Here is a 23,239-nt window from a genome sequence, read left to right on the forward strand (position 1 = left end):
TGTAAATGAAGCGCACCGGCCAGAACGGTTGTCCTGCCGGTGCGTGAGTATTGCGTAAGGATAGACTGGGATCAGTCGGCGCGGTAGTTGGGCGCTTCCTTGGTGATCTGGACGTCGTGGACGTGCGACTCGCGGAAGCCCGCGGAGGTGATCTGCACGAACTCGCTCTTGGTGCGCATGTCGTCGATCGTGGCGCAGCCGCAGTAGCCCATGGAAGCACGGATGCCGCCGACCATCTGGTAGATGATGGCCAGGACACTGCCCTTGTAGGGGACGCGGCCTTCGATGCCTTCGGGGACCAGCTTGTCGGCGTTGTTGGCCGGATCCTGGAAGTAGCGGTCGGCCGAACCGTCGGCCATGGCGCCCAGGCTGCCCATGCCGCGGTACGACTTGTACGAACGGCCCTGGAACAGCACGACTTCGCCCGGCGCCTCTTCGGTGCCGGCGAACATGCCGCCCATCATGCAGGCGGACGCGCCAGCCGCCAGGGCCTTGGCGATGTCGCCCGAGTAACGGATGCCGCCGTCGGCGATGAGGGGGATGCCGGTGCCTTCGAGGGCGCTGGCCACGTCGGAGATGGCGGTGATCTGCGGCACGCCGACGCCGGCGACGACGCGGGTGGTGCAGATGGAGCCGGGGCCGATACCGACCTTGACGCCGTCGGCGCCGTGGTCAGCCAGGGCGCGCGCGGCGGCGGCGGTGGCGATGTTGCCGCCGATGACTTCGACCTTGGGGAAGTTCTGCTTGACCCAGCGCACGCGGTCGAGCACGCCCTTGGAGTGGCCGTGGGCGGTGTCGACGATGATGACGTCGACGCCGGCGGCGACCAGCTTCTCGACGCGCTCTTCGGTGCCGTCACCCACGCCGACCGCGGCGCCGACGCGCAGCTGGCCCAGGGCGTCTTTGTTGGCGACCGGGTGTTCGGTGTTCTTGACGATGTCCTTGACGGTGGCCAGGCCGCGCAGCTCGAAGGCGTCGTTGACGATGAGCACGCGCTCCAGGCGATGCTTGTGCATCAGGGCCTGGGCTTCGGTCAGCGTGGCGCCTTCCTTCATGGTGATCAGGCGTTCCTGCGGCGTCATGATGTTGCGCAGGGGCTGGTCGAGGCGGTCTTCGAAACGCAGGTCGCGGTTGGTGACGATGCCGACCAGCTTCTTGCCCTCGACGACCGGCAGGCCGGAGAAGCCGTGCTGGCGCTGCAACGCGATGGCGTCGCGGACCTTCATGTCGGGCGACACGGTGACAGGGTCGATGACGATGCCGAACTCGTGGCGCTTGACGCGGGAGACTTCGCGCGCCTGGGCGTCGGCCGACAGGTTCTTGTGGATGATCCCGATACCGCCTTCCTGCGCCATGGCGATGGCCAGGCGCGCCTCGGTCACCGTGTCCATTGCGGCGGACACGAGCGGAATATTGAGGGTGATGTTGCGGGTGAGACGGGTAACGAGGGAGGTGTCGCGCGGCAACACCTCGGAGTAAGCAGGCACCAGCAACACATCGTCGAAGGTGAGCGCTTGTTGGACGAGACGCATGGGGAACTCCGGGCGCAAAGCAGGATTATACGCCCTGGCGATGTTTTTTCTAGGTGTTCTCCCTAAGATCGACAGGGGTGTTGCCCGGATTGCGTCGAAATGTTGGCGGGACGCATCACGCTGACGGGAGCATGAACGCCCTTCCTCCTGCCCGGCCGCCGAATCGCCCCGGTTACACTGCCAGCTTTACGCGCCCGCGCGGCGCCCCGCGTTGCGTCCCCGATGTCTTCCGATACCCACGAAATCCGCCCTGGCCAATCCATCGAGCTGCTGAAGGCGCTGCACATCCTGACGCGCGACGGCAAGATGAACCAGGACAGCCGCCGCAAGCTCAAGCAGGTCTATCACCTGTTCCAGTTCATCGAGCCGCTGCTCAAGGAAGTGAAGGACGCCCAGGGCACGGTCAGCCTGGTCGACCACGGCGCGGGCAAGTCGTACCTGGGCTTCATCCTGTACGACCTGTTCTTCAAGGACTTGAAGGACGATTCGCACATCTACGGCATCGAGACGCGCGACGAACTGGTGCAGCGTTCGCGCGAGCTGGCCCACCGCCTGGGCTTCGGCGGCATGTCGTTCCTGAATCTGTCGGTGGCGGACTCGATCGAGTCGAAAGCCCTGCCCGTCAGAATCGACGTGGTGACGGCTCTGCATGCCTGTGACACGGCCACCGACGACGCCCTGCGCTTCGCGCTGAAGAAGCAGGCGCGCCACATCGTGGTGGTGCCATGCTGCCAGGCCGAAGTGGCGGGCGTGCTGCGCCGGCACAAACAGACGGCGCTGGCCGATCCGCTGGCCGAGATCTGGCGTCATCCGCTGCACACGCGCGAGTTCGGCAGCCAGATCACCAACGTGCTGCGTTGCCTGCAACTGGAGGCGCACGGCTATCAGGTCAGCGTGACCGAGCTGGTGGGCTGGGAGCACTCGATGAAGAACGAGCTGATCGTGGCGCAGTACAAGGCGGACCGCCCGCGCCGCAAGCCAGCCGAACGGCTGGCGGAGATCCTGGACCGGATCGGGCTGCAGGAATTGAAGGATCGGTTCTTCGTGCCGCAAGCGGCGGACAAGGCTGCTTGAGAGCGCCGGGAACGGGACACCCGACGGTCCTGCCCCGTTTTGTCCACCCTGTTCTTCGCTACGCCGGGTGCATCAGTCCGATAAGTTCATTGCGACCATCGCAATGTTGTCACTGACGGCTACGCTTGGCTGATCCGTGCTTGGTGCGCGCACACCGCAGGCGACGCCGGTAGTGTCGTGAAAGTGTCCCTTGGCCGGCTGACTGCCGCAACGCTCGGCGCTAATCTGCACGCCTGCCGAATCACTTTCAGGACGTCGCCGTGCCACGAACCATGCCAGCCTTCGACACACTGCAGTATGCAAACCGTCTGTCCCAGGCAGGTGCCAGCGAACCTCAAGCCAATGCCCAATCCGATGCACTCGCGCACGTCCTGGAGACCGCCATGCAAGATCTTGCCACCCATCAAGACCTCGAATCCGCCACCGCCACGCTGCGGGCCGAAACCAAGCAGCTGGCCGCTGAACTTCGTGGCGAAATGAAGCAACTGTCGGCGGAGCTGCGCGGCGAAATGAAGCAACTGTCCGCGGAACTCCGCGGCGAACTCGGCGCGGTGCGATGGATCCTCGGCACCCTCTGCACGGGGGTCGCCGCCCTGATCGTCAAATCGTTCATCTGACGACCAGGCGACCCGACACGCCTTTCAAGCGCCCGCCATCAACTTCTTCCACCCTTCCAGGCCCAGCTGCTGCATCGTCTCGATGTTCTTCTCGTAGATGCTTTCGGGCTCGGGGAAGGCGTCCACCGCGCGTTCGACGCTGTCTTCCCGCAGCAGGTGCAGGATCGGATACGGTGAACGGTTGGTGTAGTTCTCGATGTCGTCGACGTGGGTGTCGGCGAACTGGAACCGGGGGTGGAAAGTGGCCACCTGGAGGGTGCCCACCAGGCGCATGCGCTTCAACAATCTGTCGGACAAGTCCTCGAATTCGTTGAAGTCGAGAAAGTCGTCCAACGCGTCGGGCAGGATGAGCAGCGTCGTGTCGACGGTCTCGGGGTCGGTTTCATGCAGGCGCAGCAGTTCGTCTTCCAGGTCGGTCAACACGCCTTCGGCGTCAATGGCTGCGCTTACGGCGTAGCGCACCTGGTCCTTCACGTACACCGCCTTGGCGAACGGACAGAGGTTCAGGCCGATCACGGCCTTTTCCAGCCAATGGCGGGTGGCGTCGGCCACCTCGCGGGCGGTCACATCATCGGGGGGCAAGATCATGCCGGTTCCTTGGTGCAGCGATTGAACACGGCATCAACCCGGCATGGCCGCCATGGTCTGCGCCACGGCCGCGGTCAGCTTCTTGCCATAGGGCACGTGCAGGAATTCGTTGGGACCGTGCGCGTTCGAACGCGGGCCCAGCACGCCGCACACCATGAACTGCGCCTTCGGAAAGCCCTTCTGCAGCATGCTCATCAGCGGAATGGTGCCGCCCTGCCCGATGTAGCCGCACGGCGCGCCGTAGTACTGCTGCGAAGCCTTGTCCAAGGCATCGGACAGCCATTGCGCCGAGGTCGGCGCGTTCCAGCCGGTGGCCGAGCCCTCGCGGGGGTTGAAGATCACCTTGGCGTTGTAGGGCGCATCGGCTTCCAGCAATGCCTTGATCTCTTCGGCAGCGGCTACGGCATCGACCAGCGGCGGCAGGCGCAGCGACAGCTTGAACGCGGTACGCGGACGCAGCACGTTGCCCGCCGACGACAACGGCGGCAGGCCTTCGGCGCCGGTCACCGACAGCGTCGGACGCCAGGTGCGGTTCAGCAGCGCTTCTTCCGGTTCGGTGGTCATGGGCAGCACGAAGCCGCCCTCGGCGCCGCAGCTCCACGGAAACCGGCGCCACACCTCGTCGCCCAGGATCTTGGCGGTGGCGTGCACCTGCTCGATACGGTCGGCGGGAATCTCGCAATGCAGGCTTTGCGGCAGCAGGCGGCCGGTGGCGCTGTCTTCCAGGCGGTCCAGCAGATGGCGCAGGATGCGGAACGACGACGGCACCACGCCGCTGGAGTCGCCCGAATGCACGCCCTCGTCCAGCACCTGCACTTCCAGCGTGCCGGCCACCATGCCGCGCAGCGAGGTGGTCATCCACAGCTGGTCGTAATTGCCCGCGCCCGAATCCAGGCACACCACCAGGGCCACGTTGCCCAGGCGGTCGCGCAGCGCATCGACGTAAGGCAGCAGGTCGTAGCTGCCCGACTCTTCACAGGTCTCGATGATGCCCACGCAGCGCGGGCGCGGCACGCTCTGCTTGTCCAGCGCCATGATGGCGGTCAGCGAGGCGTACACGGCATAGCCGTCGTCGGCGCCGCCGCGGCCATACAGCTTGCCGTTCTCGTACTTGGGCGTCCACGGGCCCAGGTCGTGGCGCCAGCCCGAGAATTCCGGCTGCTTGTCCAGGTGGCCGTACAGCAGCACGGTGTCGCCGTTGTCGGCGCGGGTGGCCGGCGCGTCGAAGAAGATCACCGGCGTGCGGCCCGGCAGGCGGATCACTTCCAGCTTCAGGCCGCGCACTTTCTGCGACTCGACCCAATGGGCCGCGTCGCGCACCACGCGGTCGATGTAGGCGTTCTTCTCCCAATCGGCGTCGAAGGCCGGGCTCTTGGCGGGAATGGCGATGTAGTCGGTCAGCGCGGGGATGATGCGGCTGTCCCACATGTCATCGACGAAAGCCTGCAGGGATTGCGGGTCGAGGGGCGGCAGGGCTTCTTCGGGAATTCGGGCGTTCATGGCGGCTCCGGCGTCGTGCAAGGGCGGAAAACGGCAATTTTATTACTACGCCAGCCGCCTGGGCGGCGATGCGTACCTTCATGCGTATCGCCTATCATCGTCGGTTATTCAATCGTCTTGCGACATCGCCATGGCTTTCGTGAATTTGCGCCCGCTCGTCTCGCTTTGCCGTATCGCGGCGCTCGCTTTCACCTGTGCACTGACCCTGCTTCCCGCCGGCGCGCAGGCCCGGCAGGCGCCGGATCGCACCGTCGGCTCGCTGCGTTTCATCGGCGAACAGCGCCTGGCCCACAAGCAGCCCTTCCAGGACACCTCGGTAGGCGGCCTGTCGGGCATCGACTACGACCCACGCAGCGGCACCTGGGTGATGATCAGCGACGACCGCTCCGACTTCGGTCCGGCGCGCTGGTATTCGGCCTGGCTGCGCTACGACGCACAGGGGTTCAACGGCATCGACCTGACCGGGATGACGCCTTTGCTGCGGCCCGATGGCACGCCTTATCCCAGCCGCCTGCTCGGTGGCCGCGTGCCGGATTCGGAATCGATACGCGTCGATCCCCTGGACGGCACCCTTTGGTACGCGAGCGAGGGCGACCGGCTGCTGGGCCTGGACCCGATGGTGCGCCACGTCGCGCGCGACGGCAGCCTGCTGGCGGAACTGCCCACGCTGCCCATGTTCCAGACGCATCTGTTCGGCAGCAAGGGCGCGCGCAACAACCTGTCGTTCGAAGGGCTGACGTTCGCGCCCGATGGCCAATCGCTGTGGGTGGGCATGGAAGGCCCGATCTTCCAGGACGGCGAGCCCCCCACCCCCGAGCATGGCGCGCGGGTGCGCTTCACGCAATACGACCGTGCGGGCAAGGTGCTGCGGCAGGTGGCGTATCCGGTGGACCCCATCCCTGCCCACCCCGGGCAGGGCAAGTACGCCGACAACGGCGTATCGGAAATCCTGATGCTGGATGCCACTGGCCTGCTGGTGCTGGAGCGTTCGGGCGTACAGGCGGCCGACGGCAAGTTCAGCAACTACATCCGGCTGTATGAAGCGGACGTGTCGCAGGCGACCGACGTGACGGGCATGGAATCGCTGGCCGACGCGAAGATCCAGCCCACCGCCAAGCGGCTGGTCCTGGACCTGAACGCATTGGGCCTGCCCCGGCTGGACAACATCGAAGGCATTGCCTGGGGACCGAAGCTTGCCAACGGCCACGACACGCTGGTCTTCTTGTCGGATGACAACTTCAACACCGAGCAGGTCACGCTGTTGCTGGCGTTCGAGGTGATGCCCGCGCGATGACGGGTGAGGCGTGTAGGACTCGTCTGGTTCGTGTCGAAGCGCGCTGTTTTTGCGGCATCTACGTATAGCCTGTCGATGGGGATGAAGGCACCATGAAGGTACTTCAGCGGGCCCGGCACACAATGCTGGTGCCTGTATCCCCCCCCTTCGTTGACGAGAACCGCATGACAGCCATGGCCATCAGATTCAATACCCTTGAAGTTGTCGAACGACTGGAGCGTGGCGGCTTTTCCGCCGAACAGGCGCGGGCCCAGGTTGAAGTGCTTGCTAGCGTCGTCAATACCGACACGCTGGATGCCGCCACGAAGACTGACTTGGCCACAGTGGAAGACAAGCTCGACACGCGCATCACACACGTAGAACACCGACTGGAAGCCAAGCTGGATGCCGTCGAACGGCGGCTGGACGCACGCATCACGTCGGTGGAGCACAAGCTCGAGCAGTTTCGACGAACCAGCGAAGGCCAGTTCAACCTGTTGCGCTGGATGGTGGGCTTCGTGCTGGCAGGCACCAGCGGGCTGTTCTACAAGATTTTCCTGGGCGCGGCGGGTGGGTGATGGCCCTGCATGGCCACCCTCCCCTGGCTCTGCCTGACGACAGAAGCGGTCGGGCGCGAGGCGCTCGTACGTCGGCGTAGGGCGTGGCCTCCCTCCGCCCACGACAAAAGACTGAGCCCCGCTGCCCGGACATTCGTCCAGGTCGCGGGGCTCATGTCAATCGACCGGCCTGTTCAGCGTCGGTTTAACGCAGCCACACCCGCGCGTTACGGAACATGCGGATCCACGGGCTGAACTGGCCGCCGGTATCGGCCTCGCCCCAGGTCTGCGGCGCCCAAGACATCATGGCGTTGCGCGTCACGCGCTCGGGATGAGGCATCATCACCGTGAAGCGGCCGTCGGCCGTGGTCACGCTGGTCAGGCCACCCGGGCTGCCGTTGGGGTTGAAGGGATACGTTTCGGTGGTCGCGCCGCGGTTGTCCACGAAGCGGGCCGCCGCCAGCACCTTCGCCGCATCGCCCTGCAGACCGAAGTTGGCATACCCTTCGCCGTGCGCCACCGCCACCGGAATGCGCGAGCCCGCCATGCCGGCGAACAGGATGGACGGCGAATCCGCCACTTCCACCATCGACAGGCGCGCCTCGTACTTGGCCGACTGGTTGTGGGTGAAGCGCGGCCAGTGCTGCGCGCCCGGAATCATCGGGGCCAGTGCGGCCATCATCTGGCAGCCATTGCACACGCCCAGCGCGAACGTATCGGGACGCGCGAAGTACGCGGCGAACTGGTCGGACAGGCGGCTGTTGAAGCGGATGGTGCGCGCCCAGCCCTCGCCGGCGCCCAGCACGTCGCCGTAGCTGAAGCCGCCCACGGCCACCAGGCCATGCATGCCCGACAGGTCGATGCGGCCCGACAGCAGGTCGGTCATGTGCACGTCGATGGAATCGAAACCGGCGGTGTCGAAGGCCCAGGCGGTTTCCACCTGGCTGTTGCAACCCTGCTCGCGCAGGATCGCCACCTTGGGACGGCGGCCGGTGCTGATGAACGGCGCGGCCACGTCTTCCTGCGGGTCGAAGGACACGCGCGGCTGGAAGCCGGGATCGGCCGCGTCGTTCCACATGTCCAGCTCGGCCTTCGCGCAAGCGGGATTGTCGCGGCGCGTCATGATGCCGTGGCTGACTTCGCTCCAGGCGCGGCCCAGTTCGGCGCGCGGGGCGCTCCAGACCTTGCGGCCGTCGCGGAAGAATTCGACGACGTCGTCGCCGTTCAGGCCGCCGATGACGTGCGAATGGGCCGACAGGCCCGCGCCACGCAGCACCTGCATGACGGCATCGCGCTGCGACGCCGGCACCTGGATGACGGCGCCCGCTTCTTCGGAGAACAGCGCCTTGAGCGTCAGTTCGTCGCGCTGCACGGCCACTTGTTCCGGGCGGATCTTGTAGTCGCCCCAATCGGCCGAGTTCGGATCGATGGTCAGCATGTCGAGGTTGACCGAGATGCCGGTGTGGCCGGCAAAGGCCATTTCGGTCAGGGTCGAGAACAGGCCGCCATCGGAACGGTCGTGGTAGGCCAGCACGATGCCGGCTTCGGCCAGCGTGCGGATGGTGACGAAGAACGTGCGCAGGTCTTGCGGGTGATCGATGTCCGGCACCTGTTCGCCGACCTGGCCATAGGCCTGCGCCAGGATGGAGCCGCCCATGCGATGGCGGCCACGGCCCAGGTCGATCAGGATCAGCACGGAGTCGCCCGCATCGGTGCGCAGTTGCGGCGTCAGGCTGGCGCGCACGTCGGTCACGGGCGCGAACGCCGTGATGATGAGCGACACGGGGGCCACGACCTGGCGCGACTCGCCCTCTTCCTGCCACGACGTCTTCATGGACAGGGAATCCTTGCCCACCGGAATGGACAGGCCCACGGCCTGGCAAAGCTCGCTGACGGCCGACACGGTGTCGTACAGCGCGGCGTCCTGGCCTGGCACGCCGCAGGCGGCCATCCAGTTGGCGGACAGCTTGATGTCCTCGATGCGCTGCACGTCGGCGCAAGCCAAGTTGGTCAGCGCTTCGGCCACGGCCATGCGGCCCGAGGCCGGGGCGTCGATCACGGCCAGCGGCGTGCGTTCGCCCATCGACATGGCTTCGCCACGGAAGCCTTCGTAGTCGGCCAGGGTGACGGCGCAGTCGGCCACCGGCACCTGCCACGGGCCGACCATCTGGTCACGGCTGGACAGGCCCCCGACGGTACGGTCGCCGATGGTGATGAGGAAGGTCTTGTTGGCCACGGTGGGGTGGCGCAGCACGCGGTAGGCGGCTTCGGTCAGGTCGATGCCGGCGAAATCGATCGGGCCGCTGGCGCCGGGCAGGCGCTGCACGTCGCGCGTCATGCGGGGCGGCTTGCCCAGGATGACATCGATGGGCACGTCCACCGGACGCACCTCGTCCGCACCCTGCGGACGGCCGGTATCGATGCCGGGCAGGCCCTCGCCGTCGACCACGCGCAGTTGGCGCTCCTCAGTAGCCACGCCCACCACCGCGAACGGGCAGCGTTCGCGGCGAGCAATGGCTTCGAAGCGCGCGAGGTCTTGCGGCAGCACCGACAGGACGTAGCGCTCTTGCGACTCGTTGCTCCAGATCTCGGCGGGCGACATGCCCGACTCTTCGACCGGCACGCGCTTCAGGTCGAACACGGCGCCACGGCCCGCGTCGTTGACCAGCTCGGGGAATGCGTTGGACAGGCCGCCCGCGCCCACGTCGTGGATGGCCAGGATGGGGTTGTCGGCGCCCTGCTGCCAGCAGCGGTCGATGACTTCCTGCACCCGTCGTTCGAGTTCGGGGTTGCCACGCTGCACGGAATCGAAATCGAGGTCGGCCGAGTTGCTGCCCACGCCCATGCTGGACGCGGCGCTGCCGCCCATGCCGATGCGCAGGCCGGGGCCGCCCAGTTGCACCAGCAGCGCGCCGGGCGGAATGACTTCCTTCCTGGTCAGGCCGGCGTCGATGGTGCCCAGGCCGCCCGCGATCATGATGGGCTTGTGATAGCCCCAGCGCGTGCCGCCGGCCGTTTGCTCGAAGCTGCGGAAGTAGCCCAGCAGGTTCGGACGGCCGAATTCGTTGTTGAACGCAGCACCGCCGATGGGGCCCTCGATCATGATGGACAGCGGGCTGGCGATGCGGTCGGGGATGCCGTGATGGTCGGCCTCCCAGGGCTGCGTGGCGTCGTCGAAGCGCAGGTGCGACACGGTGAAGCCCGTCAGGCCGGCCTTGGGCTTGGAGCCGCGGCCGGTGGCGCCTTCGTCGCGGATCTCGCCGCCCGCGCCCGTGGCCGCGCCGGGGTACGGCGCGATGGCGGTCGGGTGATTGTGCGTCTCGACCTTCATCAGCGTGTGCATGGTGGCCGCACGGCGGCGGTAGGCCGCCGCATCTTCCCCACCCTGCCCGCCATCGACCGGCACGCCGGCTTCGAAGCGGTGCGCATCGCCGCCTTCCATGACGGCGGCGTTGTCGGAATAGGCAATGACTGTGCCCTGCGGCTGCGCCTTGTGCGTGGCGCGGATCATGCCGAACAGGGTTTCGGACTGCGGCTGGCCGTCGATGACCCACTGGGCATTGAAGATCTTGTGGCGGCAGTGTTCGCTGTTGGCCTGCGCGAACATCATCAGCTCGACGTCGGTCGGGTCGCGCTTCAACGCGCCGAAGGACTCGGCCAGGTAATCGATTTCGTCTTCGGACAGCGCCAGGCCCAGGGCGGTGTTGGCCTCGACCAGCGCGGCGCGGCCTTGCGCGCCCACGGGCACGGTGCTCATGGGTTTGCCGGCAAGCGGGGTGAACAGCGCCTGGCCGTCGAAGCCGGCGTCGACCACGGTTTCGGTCATGCGGTCGTGCAGGCAGGCGGCGGCGCGGGCCAGCACGTCGGCGTCGAAGGACTTGGCGCCCAGCAGCCCGCGCTCGGGCGTCAGCACGTAGCGGATGCCGCGCTCGATGCGGTGCACGGCGTCCAGGCCGCAGTTGTGCGCGATGTCGGTGGCCTTGCTGGCCCAGGGCGACACGGTGCCGGGACGGGGAATGACCAGCAGTTCGAGCTGGTTCTTGGCGGCGGCGCGCTCGGTCTGGGGCGTGCCGTAGTCCAGCAGTTCGTTCAGGCGGCGCTGGGCGTCGGCATCGAGCGCGGTGTCCAGGCTGATGAAGTGTTCGTACCGGGCCGAGACGTCGGCAACCGGCAGGCCGGCCGCTTTCAGCTGGGCCAGCAGACGCTCACGACGAAAGGCGGACAGGACGGAAGAACCGGGCAGATGCTGGACAAGTGACACGATGAAAGGCAACCGGGCTGAAAGATAAACCGGAATTTTACCTTTTCGTGGCGGGGGGGACTGTCTCGGTTCTCCGGCAGGGAGATCGCTCGGGTGGTAAGTGTGCTTTTCCTGCGATCTCCCGGATGCTTTTTAGAGGAATTCTCATTTAATTCAATGATTTGAGTTCTTTAGCGCCGGGGGCACAACTGCGAATTCTCGTCCTCGCGCTGCGAGCGCAGCTTTCGCGCTCCGGGCGCGAACTCTCCGTCATGCCCCCGGCTCGAGCTGTCTCCCATCCACGAGAGATTTAAACCCCTTCTCTCTTTGAGACGCTCGCCCGCTTCGGCGAAGGTTGTCCGCTCCCCTCCAGACTGCTGCGCCACATTTCAACCACTAACGCGATAGTCAATCACGATTGTATTTTCCCAGGACAGAGCGACGAAGTGCTAAGAGAGGCATGTCGCTGAATGAGATGAAGAGAAGTGGCTAGGACGGGCTTCCGGTTCAGGTCTAGGGGAATCGGAAAACACGCTCGGATAGGTCCTGCCGCCGAATTGCGCTGCTGCGAGCCGTAGGCGTGTCGGAGAAGTCGCGCCCGCAGCGCGAGAGCGCGAGGACGAGACTTCGCAGATACGGCTACGGCGTCCAGAAGAACCCAATACGCCGCCTGCCCTGCACAGGCCCCTAACCAACGCCCCAAGTTACAAAAAAATTCCCCGACGCATCAGCACGAATGCTGCATCGCAAGAACCTTGCAGCTTCCTTTCAGCACAGCCATCTAGCCCTTGCCCCATGCCAATTCGCCGCACCGTTTATTGCCCCGCAGCATGTTGCTCCCATCCTGCACTGCGGGAAAACACGAGGTAACGGGGCGGCATGGCGTGGTTAGGATGCGTCCATTCTGTAGTCGCGCCGCGGCGCTTTCCCCATACGTTGTCTGATGCATCCCTCTGACGATCCGGCCGAACCCGTCGAACCCATCATTGCTCCGGAGCCGGAACCGGCCGTCAAGGTGCCGCTGGCCATCGAAGACTGGCTGGCCGTGATCGTGCTGGCCGCGCTGGCATTGATTACGTTCGCCAACGTGCTGGTGCGGTACTTCACCGACCAGTCGTTCGCCTGGACCGAGGAAATCTCCATTTTCCTGTTGATCGTGCTGACCATGGCGGGCGGCGCGTCGGCGTTCGTGCGCAACCACCACATCCGCATCGAGATCCTGGCGGACAAGGGACCCGCGCGGCGGCAGAAAATGATGGCGCTGGCGGCCAACGGATGCGTGCTGGGGTTCTTCATGCTGCTGACCGTGCTGTCGGCGCGGCTGGTGTACGACGAGTTCATCTACGAAGAGACCTCGCCCGCCATCGGCGTGCCGACCTGGTGGTATTCGATCTGGATGCCCATCATGGCCGGCGCCATTTCGCTGCGCGTGCTGGGCATGGTGCGCCGTCTGCTCCGTGAGCCCGCGAAGCCATGATCGCCGGGATCCTGTTCGCGCTGTTCGTTGCGTTGATGCTGATCGGCACGCCCGTGGGCGTGGCGCTGGGCATCTCGGGCACGGTGGCCATCGTGCTGTCGAACCTGGACGTGACGTGGTTCGGGTTGCTGGCCGTGCCGCAGAATTTCTATGCCGGGCTGGCCAAGTATCCGTTGCTGGCGATTCCGATGTTCGTGCTGGTCGGCTCGATCTTCGACCGGTCCGGCGTGGCGCGCCGGTTGGTGGACTTCGCCATCGCCATCGTGGGACGCGGGCCCGGCATGCTGCCGATGGTCGCCATCATGGTGGCGATGTTCCTGGGCGGCATTTCAGGTTCCGGCCCGGCCTGCGCGGCCGCCGTGGGCGCGGTGATGATCGCCGCCATGTCGCGCGCGGGCTATCCCGGGTCGTTCTCGGCGGCGGTGGTGGCGGCTGGCGCGGCGACCGACATCCTGATTCCGCCGTCGGTGGCGTTCATCATCTATTCGGTGCTGGTGCCTGGCGCCTCGGTACCCGCGCTGTTCGCGGCCGGCATGGTGCCCGGCATCCTGACCGGCCTGGCGCTGATCGTGCCCGCCGTGTGGCTGGCGCGCCGCCACAAGCTGGGCACGCTGGAAGCGCACCTGCCCCGTCCGCCGTTCTGGGCCAGCCTGCGCGACGCGCTATGGGGCCTGGCCGCGCCGGTGCTGATCCTGGGCGGCATGCGCATGGGCTGGTTCACGCCCACCGAGGCGGCCGTGGTGGCGGTGTTCTATGGCCTGTTCGTGGGCATGTGCATTCACCGCACGATCAAGGTGCGCGACCTGTTCACGATTCTGCGCGAAGCCGCCGAGTTGTCGGCCGTGATCATGATGGTGGTGACGCTGGCCGGCATCTTCGCGTGGGCGCTGTCCACGCTGAGCGTGATCGACCCGATCACCCACGCCATCGTCAACTCGGGCCTGGGCGAATGGGGCGTGCTGGCGCTGATCGTGCTGCTCTTGATGACGGTGGGCATGTTCCTGGACGGCATCTCGATCTTCCTGATCTTCGTGCCGCTGTTGATGCCCATTGCCAATGCCTATGGCTGGGATCCGGTGTGGTTCGGCGTGATCCTGACCCTGAAGGTGGCCCTGGGGCAGTTCACGCCGCCCCTGGCCGTGAACCTGATGGTGTCGTGCCGCATCGCCCGCGTGCCGATGGAATCCACGGTGCGCTGGGTGGTGTGGATGCTGGCGTCGATGTTCCTGGTGCTGGTCGCCGTGCTGATCTGGCCGCAGCTCGCGCTGTGGCTGCCGCACCGGCTGGGCTATTAGGACGAGTGGGACAACAACAACCGGACAGGCCCTCGGGCCGCGAATCCATAAGGAGAGGAGAACGACCATGAAACTCAAGCAACTGCTGGGCGCGGCCGCCATCGCGGCGATCACTTCGCTGGGCGCCCTGCCCGCCTACGCGCAGAACTACAAGTCGGAATACAAGCTGTCCATCGTGGTGGGCACGACCTTCCCGTGGGGCCAGGGCGCGGAAATCTGGTCGAACCTGGTGCGCGAGCGCACCGAGGGCCGCATCAACATCAAGGTCTACCCCGGCACGTCGCTGGTGCAAGGCGACCAGACGCGTGAATTCACCGCGATCCGCCAGGGCGTGATCGACATGGCCGTGGGCTCGACCATCAACTGGTCGCCGCAGATCAAGCAGCTGAACCTGTTCTCCCTGCCCTTCCTGATGCCCGACTACGCCGCCATCGACGCGCTGGTGCAGGGCGACGTGGGCAAGGAGATGTCCAAGCTGGTGGAAAAAGCCGGCGTGGTGCCGCTGGCCTGGGGCGAGAACGGCTACCGCCAACTGAGCAACTCGAAGCAGCCCATCGGCAAGCCCGCCGACATGAAGGGCATGAAGCTGCGCGTGGTCGGTTCGCCGCTGTACATCGACACCTTCACCGCCCTGGGCGCCAACCCCACGCAGATGAGCTGGGCCGACGCGCAGCCCGCGCTGGCCAGCGGCGCGGTGGACGGCCAGGAGAACCCGCTGTCGATCTACACGGGCTCGAAGCTGTACAGCGTGGGCCAGAAGTACCTGACCCTGTGGAACTACGTGGCCGACCCATTGATTTACGTGGTCAACCGCGACGTGTGGAATTCGTGGACGGAAAAAGACCGCGGCATCGTGCGCCAGGCCGCGCTGGATGCGGCCAAGCAGCAGATCGTCATCGCGCGCAAGGGCGTGACGCCTGAAGACTCGTCGCTGCTCAAGGAGATCGAGGGCCACGGCGTGACCGTCACCTCGCTCACGCCCGAGCAGCACGCGGCCTTCGTGGCGGCGACCAAGCCCGTCTACGACAAGTGGAAGAAACAGATCGGCGAGGATCTCGTCAACATGGCCGAGAAGGCCATCGCCGCCCGCAAGAAGTAGGCGGCGGTAAACCGGATAAGCAGCAGCCCAGGGGAGATGGCGGCGCCAGACGCTGCCCATCGCGGGCATGGAACGTAGAGTCCTGCCCATCGGCGGGTGCCAGTCAAAAGCTGGCACCCGTTTTCTTTTGGCGCGCAAGGGTCATGCCAGGCCCTTATTCGCGGAAGAATCCCTGGATCAGTTCGGCGAACTCGCGCGGCTGTTCCTGCATCGGGTAATGACCAGCCCCGGCGATGACGTGCAGGCGCGCATTCGGATGCTGCACCATGAACGTACGCAGCATCATTTCCTCGCTCAGCCCCGTCTCCTGCCCGCCGCACACGATCAGGTAGCGCGTGGGCAGGCCGGTGACCTCATCCGCGAAGTCAGCATGCACGAACATGTCCAGATACGGAATACGCGACTTGGGCGCGGTCGACTTGCGGTGGCGCCGCAGCTTGGCCTCGACCTGATCGGGCGGCATGCCCGGCGACACGAAGCCCACCAGCCGGCGGAAAGCCTCGTCGTCGGTGGTAACGCTGCGGAAGAAGGCATACGACTCGGGATCCAGCTTGTTGCCCGCCGCCGAGATCGCGCAGACGGCCACGGCGCCCGCCACACGATCCGGCGCATCGGCCGCGATGCGTTGCGTGGCCAGGCCCGTCATCGAATGGCCCACCACGTAGAAGCGTTGCCATCCCAGCCGGTCGGCCAACTCCAGGCAATCGGCGGCGATTTCCTGCACGGTGTACGCGCCCGGCAGATGGATGGACGAACCGTAGCCGCGCAAGTCGGCGAAGACGTAGGTGTAGGCGCTGCCGTCCAGATGCGGAATGACGGCATCGTAGTTGGCGCGGTCACCGAGCCAGTCGTGCAGAACCAGCACGTGCACGGGGCCGCTGCCGTATTGCACGTAGCCCAGCGCGGCGGGCGCGACGGAGGAAGGCGGGTTCATTTCAGACGTTCCTTGGTATGAGGGAGGAAGTCAAAAAGAACCGCCCTCCCGGCGGACCGGGAGGGCGTCTTCAGAGAAACTCAATCGTATTGAGGCGCGGTGGCGATGTCAACGAAATGGCCCCCACGCTGCGCTGCGGTAATCGTTACGAGGGGTATTGCACTTCGATGATGTCGAGCTCGTCGACGCCGCCCGGTGTGCGCAGCACGACGGTGTCGCCTTCTTTCGCTTTGGTCAATGCGCGCGCCACCGGAGAGATCCAGCTGATGCGGCCGGCCAGGGGTTCTGCTTCGTCCACGCCGACGATGGTGACGGTGTGTTCCTCGCCGGCACGGTCGATGTAGTTCACGGTGGCGCCGAAGAACACCTGGTCGCGGTTGGGTTGCAAGGCCGGGTCGACGACTTCGGCGATGTCCAGCCGCTTGGTCAGGAAGCGCATGCGGCGGTCGATCTCGCGCAGGCGCTTCTTGCCGTAGAGGTAGTCGCCGTTTTCGGAGCGGTCGCCGTTGGAAGCTGCCCAGGAGACGACCTGCACCACGGAGGGACGCTCGACGTTCATCAGGTGCGTCAGTTCGCTGCGCAGGCGCTCGTAGCCCTGCGGCGTCATGTAGTTGCGCGTGCCGGCCGGCAATGCCGCGGCTTCGGGGACGTCGTCCTCGTCGTCGCGGTCGGATTCTTTGACGAAAGCCTTGTTCATGAGGGAAATATATCGCGAGCCGTGGAGGACGGCGTGGAGCAAGTAATGGGCCTGGTCGGAGTTGGCGGGGGCGGATCAGACTCGGCCTGGTCAGGCTGGGTCTGGCTTAGACCCAATCGTGCCAGACCGGCTTCAGGTCGAGCGGCAGCATGGGCAGCATGCCCAGGTCGGCCTTGCTTTCGCGCTCGCTGTGGAAGTCGGAGCCGCGCGACGCCAGCATGCCGTAGTGGCGCGCGACGTCCGCGTATTGACGGGCTTCCTCGGGGGTATGGCTGCCGGTGATGACTTCGATGCCCTCGCCACCCAGTTGCATGAACTCGTCGAAGAGTGCGCCGAATTGCACGGGGGTGTATTTGTAGCGGCCCGGGTGGGCGATGACGGCACGGCCGCCTGCGCCGAGGATCCAGCCTACGGCTTCAGACAGCGTGGCCCATTGCATGGGGACGTGGCCGGGGCAGTCGTCGCCGAGGTATTTGTTGAAGACGGTTTGCACGTCGGGGCAGTAGCCGGCTTCGACCAGGTAGCGGGCGAAGTGCGTGCGGCTGATGAGTTCGGGATTGCCGGCGAAAGGCAGCGCGCCTTCGTAGGCGCCGGGCATGCCCATGGCGGCTAGGCGTTCGCCGATGCGCTGGGCGCGGCCAGCTCGGCCGGAACGGGTGGTGCGAAGGCCTTCGACGAGTGCAATGTTGGTGGGGTCGAACTTCAGGCCGACGATGTGGACGGTCTGCTTGGCCCAGGTGACGGAGATTTCCGTGCCGGTGATGAAGCGCATGCCGAGGTCTTGCGCAGCCTGCGCAGCTTCGGCGAGGCCGCCGACTTCGTCGTGGTCGGTCAATGCCCAGACATCGACGCCATGGGCGTGCGCACGCGCGGCCACCTCGGCCGGCGGCAGCGCGCCGTCGGAGATGGTGGAATGGCAGTGCAGGTCGAAGTTGAGCATTTCCATGCTCGTATTGTAGAGGGGGGTTGCAAGGCTAGCCACTGGCGATGGTTCAACAGCAGAGTAGATCTCTGCTTTACCGTTGCCAGCGACATTGAAATCCGCTAATGCCAACGTTGGACCATCAACCTTTGAACCACTACAAACGGGAGCTCCACGCACCTAAGAACCCAAGCGACCGCTATCGGCCAGAAGCGGCCGATCTACAATACCCAGTCCAGTGACCGTTATCCGTTCGATTCATATATATCGCACACCCTGTCCGCTTGAGGGCAGTCATCGGGCACCGACCTTCAATCCCATTGCAAGTACGCTCAAGAACGCGTCCCGAGCGGTTACATGCCGAGGAGTACAGACGATTCCAAACGAGTGAGCCCCAGCCAAGGCACGCTCTCGTCAACATTCTTTTTCTTTCCGCTCGCCACTACCAATGCGTCTCGCAATAGTTTGCGCCGTAGTGCCGTTCCCTATGACAATTTGGACATAGCGCTATGGCGTTGTCAATCGTGTCTGCACCGCCTTCTCCAAGCGGTTGACGATGATGCACTTCGAGATACGGGCGACCGTCCGCCCGGAGAAATGGCGCGACCTGATCGCAGCCTTGACAGACACCGTTCGCAAGAAAAAGAGCTTCCGCAATGACATCGGGATTGCGCTTGAAAACCCGCGCTAGCACGATTTGCTGTTCCGGTATCGTCCGGGCTTGCTGGAGTCGCCGCGCGCGCGACTCGGGCGCATCTGCCAACGCCTTTGTCACCTGCTCTTCAAGCGAGAGGGAAACTTCATCGAACATCGCCATTTCGCGAAGCCTGCCGACGAATTCCGCATAAACGCGGCGCAGTCCCGGTTCGTTGCCGGTGATCCCATGCAGATACGTGATGTGACTAATGACTGATTGCAGCGCGATCATTAGGTCGCCCGGGCCACCTTCAGCAATGCGGCCAAGCATGAATCGAAGCCCGTCTGCGCTAACAATGGTTTTGAACGTCTTGCCTCGGCGCAGGGCGAGAAAACAGCCGATATATCCGCTCGCCGTCCGTTCCGCAATTCCGTATTCTGCCGCAAGGGCCTTTTGCGCATCGGTCAGTCTTGCCTTTTGTTCAAGTACCTGCCTCGCAGCCTCATACGCCGCCGCGAACACTTCTGGAGTAACCATGGCGCGTGTCATGCGTGCCGATCCTTTTTTAATCTTGATTGGTAATGATAAATCGTCTGTCAGCGGATCCGGCGCGCTCAAGCTTCGCAGAACAACTCGAGCGCGAATCGCAACATGTCCTTCGCGCAAACTGCGGGAGGCATTCCGTCCAGCTTTGATCGATCGCTCCAGATCCGGTTGCGGCCGTCGGTCGGCGCAACCAGCGGATGACCGAGCAGGGTCGGTTTCAGCCCCCAAATTTTAGCTACAATCGGCCACGAGCGATTACTCGCTTGAGCCCAACTATCGGAACAACACGAATTGGTAGACCTGCTAAATACGTCAAAATAAATCGGAACTGAATAATGATTCAATGGCCACCACACTCAAAAATAATCTGCCTTGATTTTGAAGATAAAGTTATTGCAGAATCAAAGCGAAGCAGGCTGGATCTTTCCGATGCATTAATGCTTAATTATCAAGAAGAAAAACCACTAACCTGTTATATAGATATCTCAACAAAATCGACTGAGTGGAGAAGCTGGAACTCGATCAATGTGGGGCGAGTTGAATCCCGAATTGCTTATGACCTTGAGTTTGATGGCTATAAAGTAAAAATTGATCGGATAAGCAAACCGGGAAAAACATTATGCAGACGACCTTTCAGGTGGCTGCTGGAAATAAGTGCAGATTACGGAGAAGGCAGCTTATTAGAGGGAAACAAAACCATTGGCACTAGATTCAGGGTTGCCCGGGCGGATGCATCCATAAAGACGATCCAAGGGGAAATCGAAAAAATATTTGGACTACCGCGCGGATGTGTTTGCTTAATAACTCCTGAAGATAAAAAAGCCAAACCAAGCTCCTTAATAAAGAGCCTCAGGAACAAGTGGAAAAATGGCTAGTGGCCACCCGACGGTCAGCTTAGGGCGGCAACGGTCACTGGCCGACATCACACTTCCCCGCGAGCAGCCAGCTGATGGACTTGCTCAAGGCCACGGCGCGCGAGGGCCAGAAAGTATGCGTTTGAATCGCTTCCGCAAGTCGCTGTCGCAACTACGCATTCAAACTTCCCAATTCAGTTGATGACAAACAGGATCACGATGCAATGTCAGTACCCATAGACCTCTTGCCGACGTTTGAAAGCCTTCTGACTACCTTCGAGAATCGTGCAGACGATGTCTTTGGTATCGGTGGTGTCGATCGACCCACGATCCCTGATCACCGATACTTCGCTAGCGCCGCGCAACGGAATAATTAGCTCAGCGTCCCCAAGGACAGCGATGTTGGCATTGTGCGTGACGATAATAACCTGCCGGTGTTCCTTTATGCTGCGCAGCGATCGCACAACCGTTTTGTAGATGAATTCGCCATCGAGGTTGTCCTCCGGCTGATCGATAATCAAGGGCACACGGCTCTTGGAGAACAGCAGCACCGTCAAAAGGATTGCCTGCTGCTGGCCGAGCGAAAGCTTGGCGAAGTCGCGGACCCGATAGCCTTTCGTACCGTCGGCATTCTCGACGACCTGCGTCACTTTGATTTCAGGTCGGTCTTCGAATGCGATGCGCTCCAATGCACACTTCGCCTGCCACTCCGACAGCTTCGCAATGATGTCGCCAGCATCGGCCTTCGAGAACACACGGTTGCCATCGGCATCATTCAACTGTTCAAGTACCGATGTATTCTTCGCGTTGACGGCGACAAGGAGTTGAGCCGGCGAAATCCTGGCGGCAATGAGCCCTGCGCGTGGAACCTGAGAAGTGCGCCAGTTCATCGTGGTCTTGATCAGATCTTCCATCTCGGGAGAAAGCAAGCCTTCGTAGAACTGGAATTTGACCCGGTAATCGACCACCGCCGCGGCCAGATTTCCGCTCATCGTCGTCGCGAAGGCCTGACGAGCATTGAAGATCTTGGCGCGGAGGGTGGCGCGTTCCTGGATCAGACGCCTGCGCTCCTTGAAGGCTTCCTGCTGCTTCGGCTGGCTCTTCTTCAGCTCGATCAGTCGCGCCTGCAGGTCCGCGGCGTCCTTTGTGACCTTGCGGATGAACGCGATGTCCAGCTTGATGTTCTGCTTCTCCAGATCGCGGCGTATCTCCTCGATCCTTTCCTGCGTCGCTTTCTCCCGCGTTACCCACACTTGAAGCTGCGCCGCGATCTCGCCGTTCGCGGCGACGACCTTCTGCTTGAGCTCGCCGGAAAGTTTGTCGATTTCAGTCGCAAGACGCTCCACGAGCGCCTTTACCAGGTCAAACTCTGCCTTGCCGACAGCAAGGGTGTCCCCGTCAATGTCGGCCGTTAACCTGCGCAGTTCGCCACCTGCAAGGCTGCTGGTGATGGAGGTGAGAAGCTCAGACAGATTGCGCTTCAAGCCGTCGCGGAAGCGCCGCTCCTTCGCCAGCTTCTCCTCCAGCTCAACTACCTGGCTTGCGTTCTGCCTCTTCAGGGCCGCCAACTGCGTGTCGGCGATGCCTTTGGCCTTTTCCGTAGGCCCGATCTGGTCGATGCTCTGCTGCAGCGTCTCAATCAACGCTTGGTTGGCCAGGATCGCATCGCGCAGCAACTCGTCTTGTTTGCGCAGTTCGCCAAAGTCGATAAAGCCGTCCAGGAATCGGAGGAGGATCGATGGGTCGGTGTCGCAGTGCTGGATCGTGTCAGCCGTTTCGCCTTGTCCATAGCTTTCGATCGCAACGGCCGTCGGTCCTTCCGGATCGGCATTCGTCACATCGCAAAGCTTGCTGCGCGTCAGCGTATGGCGTTCTCCCACCTCGTCCTCGTACACGAGCGAGATGGCGTCGGGCCAGACCTCCGAGTCAATGATCGTGCTTTCGGCGGCGTTTCCGGACGCCGCACGAAGTGATTCCAGGAGCGTTGACTTCCCTGCCCCGCGCCCACCGATGACGCAGGTCAGATTGGGGCTGAAATGCACAATCTGATTCTTGAGGAAACCGCCCTCCAGCTTCATGCCCACGAACCTCGGTACGGACGCGGGGATAAGGTCTTCCAGTCGCACGCGCGCGGTCGCGTCCATGAGTGCGATCCGCAGCGAGGCGAACGTTAGAGCCTCCATCTTCAGCCTGGTCAGCTTCCTGTTGCCGCTCGCGTTGCGGCCGAGCGCGTTGAGTGTGTGCGCGTCCGACGACATTACCTTCGCCAAGTCTACCCCTTCCTCAAGACCGAGTGCCGCGCATCGCGCGACGGCGCAATTTCTTCGGTTTGGGTCGGCATCGTCGTGGGAGAACATCGCGCTGTTTGATGCGTTGGTGATCTCTAAGCCCAGCAGGTTCGGGCAATTGAAAACTTCCTGCTTGAATGCATCGAATTTCGGAGCCGCCTTCTCCAGGCCGCTATCCAGTTCGATGTGCGCGCAGATGCCGAAGCCGTTGTATTCGGCTGCGAATTGCAGGCACTGCGGGACGGTGTTGTGGCAGGCCTTCCCGTCATCTGAAATCGTCAGCTTGCCGAAGAAGCGTTGTAGCTGGTCAGCAGTTTCAAAGTAGACAAGTAGGTGTCCCTGCGGCGTGGAAAGCTCGACGCCGGGCACGACTAGTAGGCTTTTGCCCTGAGCATATTTCAGCGCCGACCGAACGTTCCCGATCTGGTTGTGATCTGTGATGGCGATGAGGTCGAGCCGCTCCGCGATGGACGTGTCAACGATGGCTTCAGGCGTCATCTTTGCATCCGTGACATCGTAGGAACCGTCGGGCCCGAACGAATGGATGTGAAGATCCGCACGCCGAAATAGCGCCCCGTTGGATTCCTTCTGAATTTCTTGTAGCAGGGACACGGCATTTCCTCCTTTGGAAAGTATCAGAAGGTTACCAAGTCTTCAGGCTACTTGTTTGACTACAGGTGCTCTTTGATGACTATTGCGTTTCAAAGCCGCTTGCTCGGCTATCCGTACTGTCCTTTGTCAACACCACAACGCCAGCCAGCGAGACAGATCCAAAGCTGTCTCGAAACTGAGACGCCCGGCGGGACAAATGTCGAGGGCCGCTTTGGGTCGAAGGAGGTCATTCCTCCAGGTCTTTCACCCCCAGGCGGGATGCCGTGCAACGACCCGAGCGCATCGCCCCGCATCACCCGAGCCTCAGCCGCCCGCGCCTCATCCATCGCCCGATCAAAGCACGCCGCCGTCACCGCATTCACAGCCGGATTCACCGCCTCGATTCACGCAATGCACGCCTCCAGCAATTCAACCGGCGACAACCACCGCGCACCGATGCGCCAGCGCAACTTCACGGCCGACAAGGCCAGCCAGTCTTCAGATCCCGTAATGATGTG

General features: G+C 63.5%; 17 protein-coding genes and 1 pseudogene. 8 read left to right on the plus strand and 10 right to left on the minus strand.

Going from position 1 to position 23,239, the window contains the following annotated elements; all coding sequences use genetic code 11:
* Positions 1 to 71: 71 nt before the first annotated feature.
* Positions 72 to 1,532: an IMP dehydrogenase gene (gene guaB / locus A7W11_RS16385; protein ID WP_066415258.1), complete on the minus strand. Its 1,461-nt coding sequence runs from the start codon at positions 1,530 to 1,532 to the stop codon at positions 72 to 74.
* A 222-nt stretch (positions 1,533 to 1,754) separates the two neighbouring features.
* On the opposite strand from guaB, the gene A7W11_RS16390 reads away from it, so the two are divergent.
* Positions 1,755 to 2,606: a class I SAM-dependent methyltransferase gene (locus A7W11_RS16390; RefSeq protein WP_066415260.1), complete on the plus strand. Its 852-nt coding sequence runs from the start codon at positions 1,755 to 1,757 to the stop codon at positions 2,604 to 2,606.
* Positions 2,607 to 2,878: 272 nt separating this feature from the next.
* Complete coding sequence (locus A7W11_RS16395) at positions 2,879 to 3,223, plus strand: CCDC90 family protein (RefSeq protein ID WP_066415261.1); 345 nt, start codon at positions 2,879 to 2,881, stop codon at positions 3,221 to 3,223.
* A gap of 24 nt (positions 3,224 to 3,247) precedes the next feature.
* Here A7W11_RS16395 and A7W11_RS16400 read toward each other — a convergent pair whose 3' ends face one another.
* Both A7W11_RS16400 and A7W11_RS16405 read right to left on the minus strand, forming a co-directional pair.
* On the minus strand, positions 3,248 to 3,811 hold the full coding sequence (locus A7W11_RS16400) for a DUF1415 domain-containing protein (RefSeq protein WP_066415264.1): 564 nt from the start codon (positions 3,809 to 3,811) through the stop codon (positions 3,248 to 3,250).
* A 33-nt stretch (positions 3,812 to 3,844) separates the two neighbouring features.
* Positions 3,845 to 5,311, minus strand: coding sequence for a M20 family metallopeptidase (locus A7W11_RS16405; protein WP_066415268.1), 1,467 nt, complete (start codon positions 5,309 to 5,311; stop codon positions 3,845 to 3,847).
* 130 nt (positions 5,312 to 5,441) lie between these two features.
* Here A7W11_RS16405 and A7W11_RS16410 point away from each other — a divergent pair, with 130 nt between their 5' ends.
* Together A7W11_RS16410 and A7W11_RS16415 are read left to right on the plus strand one after the other, a co-directional pair.
* Positions 5,442 to 6,605 (plus strand): esterase-like activity of phytase family protein, encoded by a 1,164-nt coding sequence (locus A7W11_RS16410; protein ID WP_082887292.1) that lies wholly within the window; start codon positions 5,442 to 5,444, stop codon positions 6,603 to 6,605.
* 164 nt (positions 6,606 to 6,769) lie between these two features.
* Entirely contained in the window at positions 6,770 to 7,162 is a 393-nt protein-coding gene (locus A7W11_RS16415) for a CCDC90 family protein (protein ID WP_066415270.1), read from the plus strand.
* A gap of 184 nt (positions 7,163 to 7,346) precedes the next feature.
* Here the strand turns inward: A7W11_RS16415 and purL are convergent, their stop codons facing one another.
* On the minus strand, positions 7,347 to 11,402 hold the full coding sequence (gene purL, locus A7W11_RS16420) for a phosphoribosylformylglycinamidine synthase (RefSeq protein ID WP_066416131.1): 4,056 nt from the start codon (positions 11,400 to 11,402) through the stop codon (positions 7,347 to 7,349).
* A 922-nt stretch (positions 11,403 to 12,324) separates the two neighbouring features.
* On the opposite strand from purL, the gene A7W11_RS16425 reads away from it, so the two are divergent.
* The 3 genes from A7W11_RS16425 to A7W11_RS16435 all read left to right on the plus strand — a co-directional run bounded on the left by A7W11_RS16425 (position 12,325) and on the right by A7W11_RS16435 (position 15,252).
* The gene (locus A7W11_RS16425) at positions 12,325 to 12,858 is read left to right on the plus strand and encodes a TRAP transporter small permease (protein ID WP_066415275.1); all 534 of its coding nucleotides are present in this window, start codon (positions 12,325 to 12,327) and stop codon (positions 12,856 to 12,858) included.
* On the plus strand, positions 12,855 to 14,153 hold the full coding sequence (locus A7W11_RS16430) for a TRAP transporter large permease (protein ID WP_066415278.1): 1,299 nt from the start codon (positions 12,855 to 12,857) through the stop codon (positions 14,151 to 14,153). The genes A7W11_RS16425 and A7W11_RS16430 overlap by 4 nt, the downstream gene beginning before the upstream one ends.
* Positions 14,154 to 14,220: 67 nt before the next feature.
* A complete protein-coding gene (locus A7W11_RS16435; protein ID WP_066415280.1) occupies positions 14,221 to 15,252 on the plus strand; it encodes a DctP family TRAP transporter solute-binding subunit in 1,032 nt (343 codons plus the stop codon).
* Positions 15,253 to 15,406: 154 nt separating this feature from the next.
* Here A7W11_RS16435 and A7W11_RS16440 read toward each other — a convergent pair whose 3' ends face one another.
* The 4 genes from A7W11_RS16440 to A7W11_RS27525 form a co-directional block, all read right to left on the minus strand.
* Complete coding sequence (locus A7W11_RS16440; protein WP_066415282.1) at positions 15,407 to 16,186, minus strand: alpha/beta fold hydrolase; 780 nt, start codon at positions 16,184 to 16,186, stop codon at positions 15,407 to 15,409.
* Positions 16,187 to 16,331: 145 nt separating this feature from the next.
* Entirely contained in the window at positions 16,332 to 16,883 is a 552-nt protein-coding gene (greB, locus tag A7W11_RS16445; protein WP_066415284.1) for a transcription elongation factor GreB, read from the minus strand.
* Positions 16,884 to 16,989: 106 nt separating this feature from the next.
* The gene (locus A7W11_RS16450; RefSeq protein WP_066416133.1) at positions 16,990 to 17,823 is read right to left on the minus strand and encodes a 3',5'-nucleoside bisphosphate phosphatase; all 834 of its coding nucleotides are present in this window, start codon (positions 17,821 to 17,823) and stop codon (positions 16,990 to 16,992) included.
* Positions 17,824 to 18,247: 424 nt separating this feature from the next.
* Positions 18,248 to 18,991 (minus strand): HNH endonuclease, encoded by a 744-nt coding sequence (locus tag A7W11_RS27525; protein ID WP_235816893.1) that lies wholly within the window; start codon positions 18,989 to 18,991, stop codon positions 18,248 to 18,250.
* Positions 18,992 to 19,323: 332 nt separating this feature from the next.
* Here A7W11_RS27525 and A7W11_RS28035 point away from each other — a divergent pair, with 332 nt between their 5' ends.
* Complete coding sequence (locus A7W11_RS28035; RefSeq protein ID WP_156523117.1) at positions 19,324 to 19,863, plus strand: hypothetical protein; 540 nt, start codon at positions 19,324 to 19,326, stop codon at positions 19,861 to 19,863.
* Between the two features lie 206 nt (positions 19,864 to 20,069).
* On the opposite strand, the gene A7W11_RS16455 is transcribed toward A7W11_RS28035, so the two are convergent.
* Together A7W11_RS16455 and A7W11_RS28810 are read right to left on the minus strand one after the other, a co-directional pair.
* Positions 20,070 to 22,742: a TrlF family AAA-like ATPase gene (locus A7W11_RS16455; RefSeq protein ID WP_082887293.1), complete on the minus strand. Its 2,673-nt coding sequence runs from the start codon at positions 22,740 to 22,742 to the stop codon at positions 20,070 to 20,072.
* A gap of 232 nt (positions 22,743 to 22,974) precedes the next feature.
* A pseudogene (locus tag A7W11_RS28810) lies at positions 22,975 to 23,233 on the minus strand (amidase family protein); the annotation flags it as partial.
* Positions 23,234 to 23,239: the final 6 nt, after the last annotated feature.

Source organism: Bordetella ansorpii, from assembly GCF_900078315.1.
In the GTDB taxonomy this organism is placed as follows: domain Bacteria; phylum Pseudomonadota; class Gammaproteobacteria; order Burkholderiales; family Burkholderiaceae_B; genus Bordetella; species Bordetella ansorpii.

What these genes read in the sequence shown, in the direction of transcription:
- A7W11_RS16410 (WP_082887292.1), top strand. Translation starts at nt 5,442, where the DNA reads ATGGCTTTCGTGAATTTGCGCCCGCTCGTCTCGCTTTGCCGTATCGCG.
- A7W11_RS16400 (WP_066415264.1), bottom strand. Translation starts at nt 3,811, where the DNA reads ATGATCTTGCCCCCCGATGATGTGACCGCCCGCGAGGTGGCCGACGCC.
- A7W11_RS16405 (WP_066415268.1), bottom strand. Translation starts at nt 5,311, where the DNA reads ATGAACGCCCGAATTCCCGAAGAAGCCCTGCCGCCCCTCGACCCGCAA.
- greB (WP_066415284.1), bottom strand. Translation starts at nt 16,883, where the DNA reads ATGAACAAGGCTTTCGTCAAAGAATCCGACCGCGACGACGAGGACGAC.
- A7W11_RS16450 (WP_066416133.1), bottom strand. Translation starts at nt 17,823, where the DNA reads ATGCTCAACTTCGACCTGCACTGCCATTCCACCATCTCCGACGGCGCG.
- A7W11_RS27525 (WP_235816893.1), bottom strand. Translation starts at nt 18,991, where the DNA reads ATGACACGCGCCATGGTTACTCCAGAAGTGTTCGCGGCGGCGTATGAG.
- A7W11_RS16390 (WP_066415260.1), top strand. Translation starts at nt 1,755, where the DNA reads ATGTCTTCCGATACCCACGAAATCCGCCCTGGCCAATCCATCGAGCTG.
- guaB (WP_066415258.1), bottom strand. Translation starts at nt 1,532, where the DNA reads ATGCGTCTCGTCCAACAAGCGCTCACCTTCGACGATGTGTTGCTGGTG.
- A7W11_RS16430 (WP_066415278.1), top strand. Translation starts at nt 12,855, where the DNA reads ATGATCGCCGGGATCCTGTTCGCGCTGTTCGTTGCGTTGATGCTGATC.
- A7W11_RS28035 (WP_156523117.1), top strand. Translation starts at nt 19,324, where the DNA reads ATGATTCAATGGCCACCACACTCAAAAATAATCTGCCTTGATTTTGAA.
- A7W11_RS16440 (WP_066415282.1), bottom strand. Translation starts at nt 16,186, where the DNA reads ATGAACCCGCCTTCCTCCGTCGCGCCCGCCGCGCTGGGCTACGTGCAA.
- A7W11_RS16415 (WP_066415270.1), top strand. Translation starts at nt 6,770, where the DNA reads ATGACAGCCATGGCCATCAGATTCAATACCCTTGAAGTTGTCGAACGA.
- A7W11_RS16425 (WP_066415275.1), top strand. Translation starts at nt 12,325, where the DNA reads ATGCATCCCTCTGACGATCCGGCCGAACCCGTCGAACCCATCATTGCT.
- A7W11_RS16395 (WP_066415261.1), top strand. Translation starts at nt 2,879, where the DNA reads ATGCCAGCCTTCGACACACTGCAGTATGCAAACCGTCTGTCCCAGGCA.
- A7W11_RS16435 (WP_066415280.1), top strand. Translation starts at nt 14,221, where the DNA reads ATGAAACTCAAGCAACTGCTGGGCGCGGCCGCCATCGCGGCGATCACT.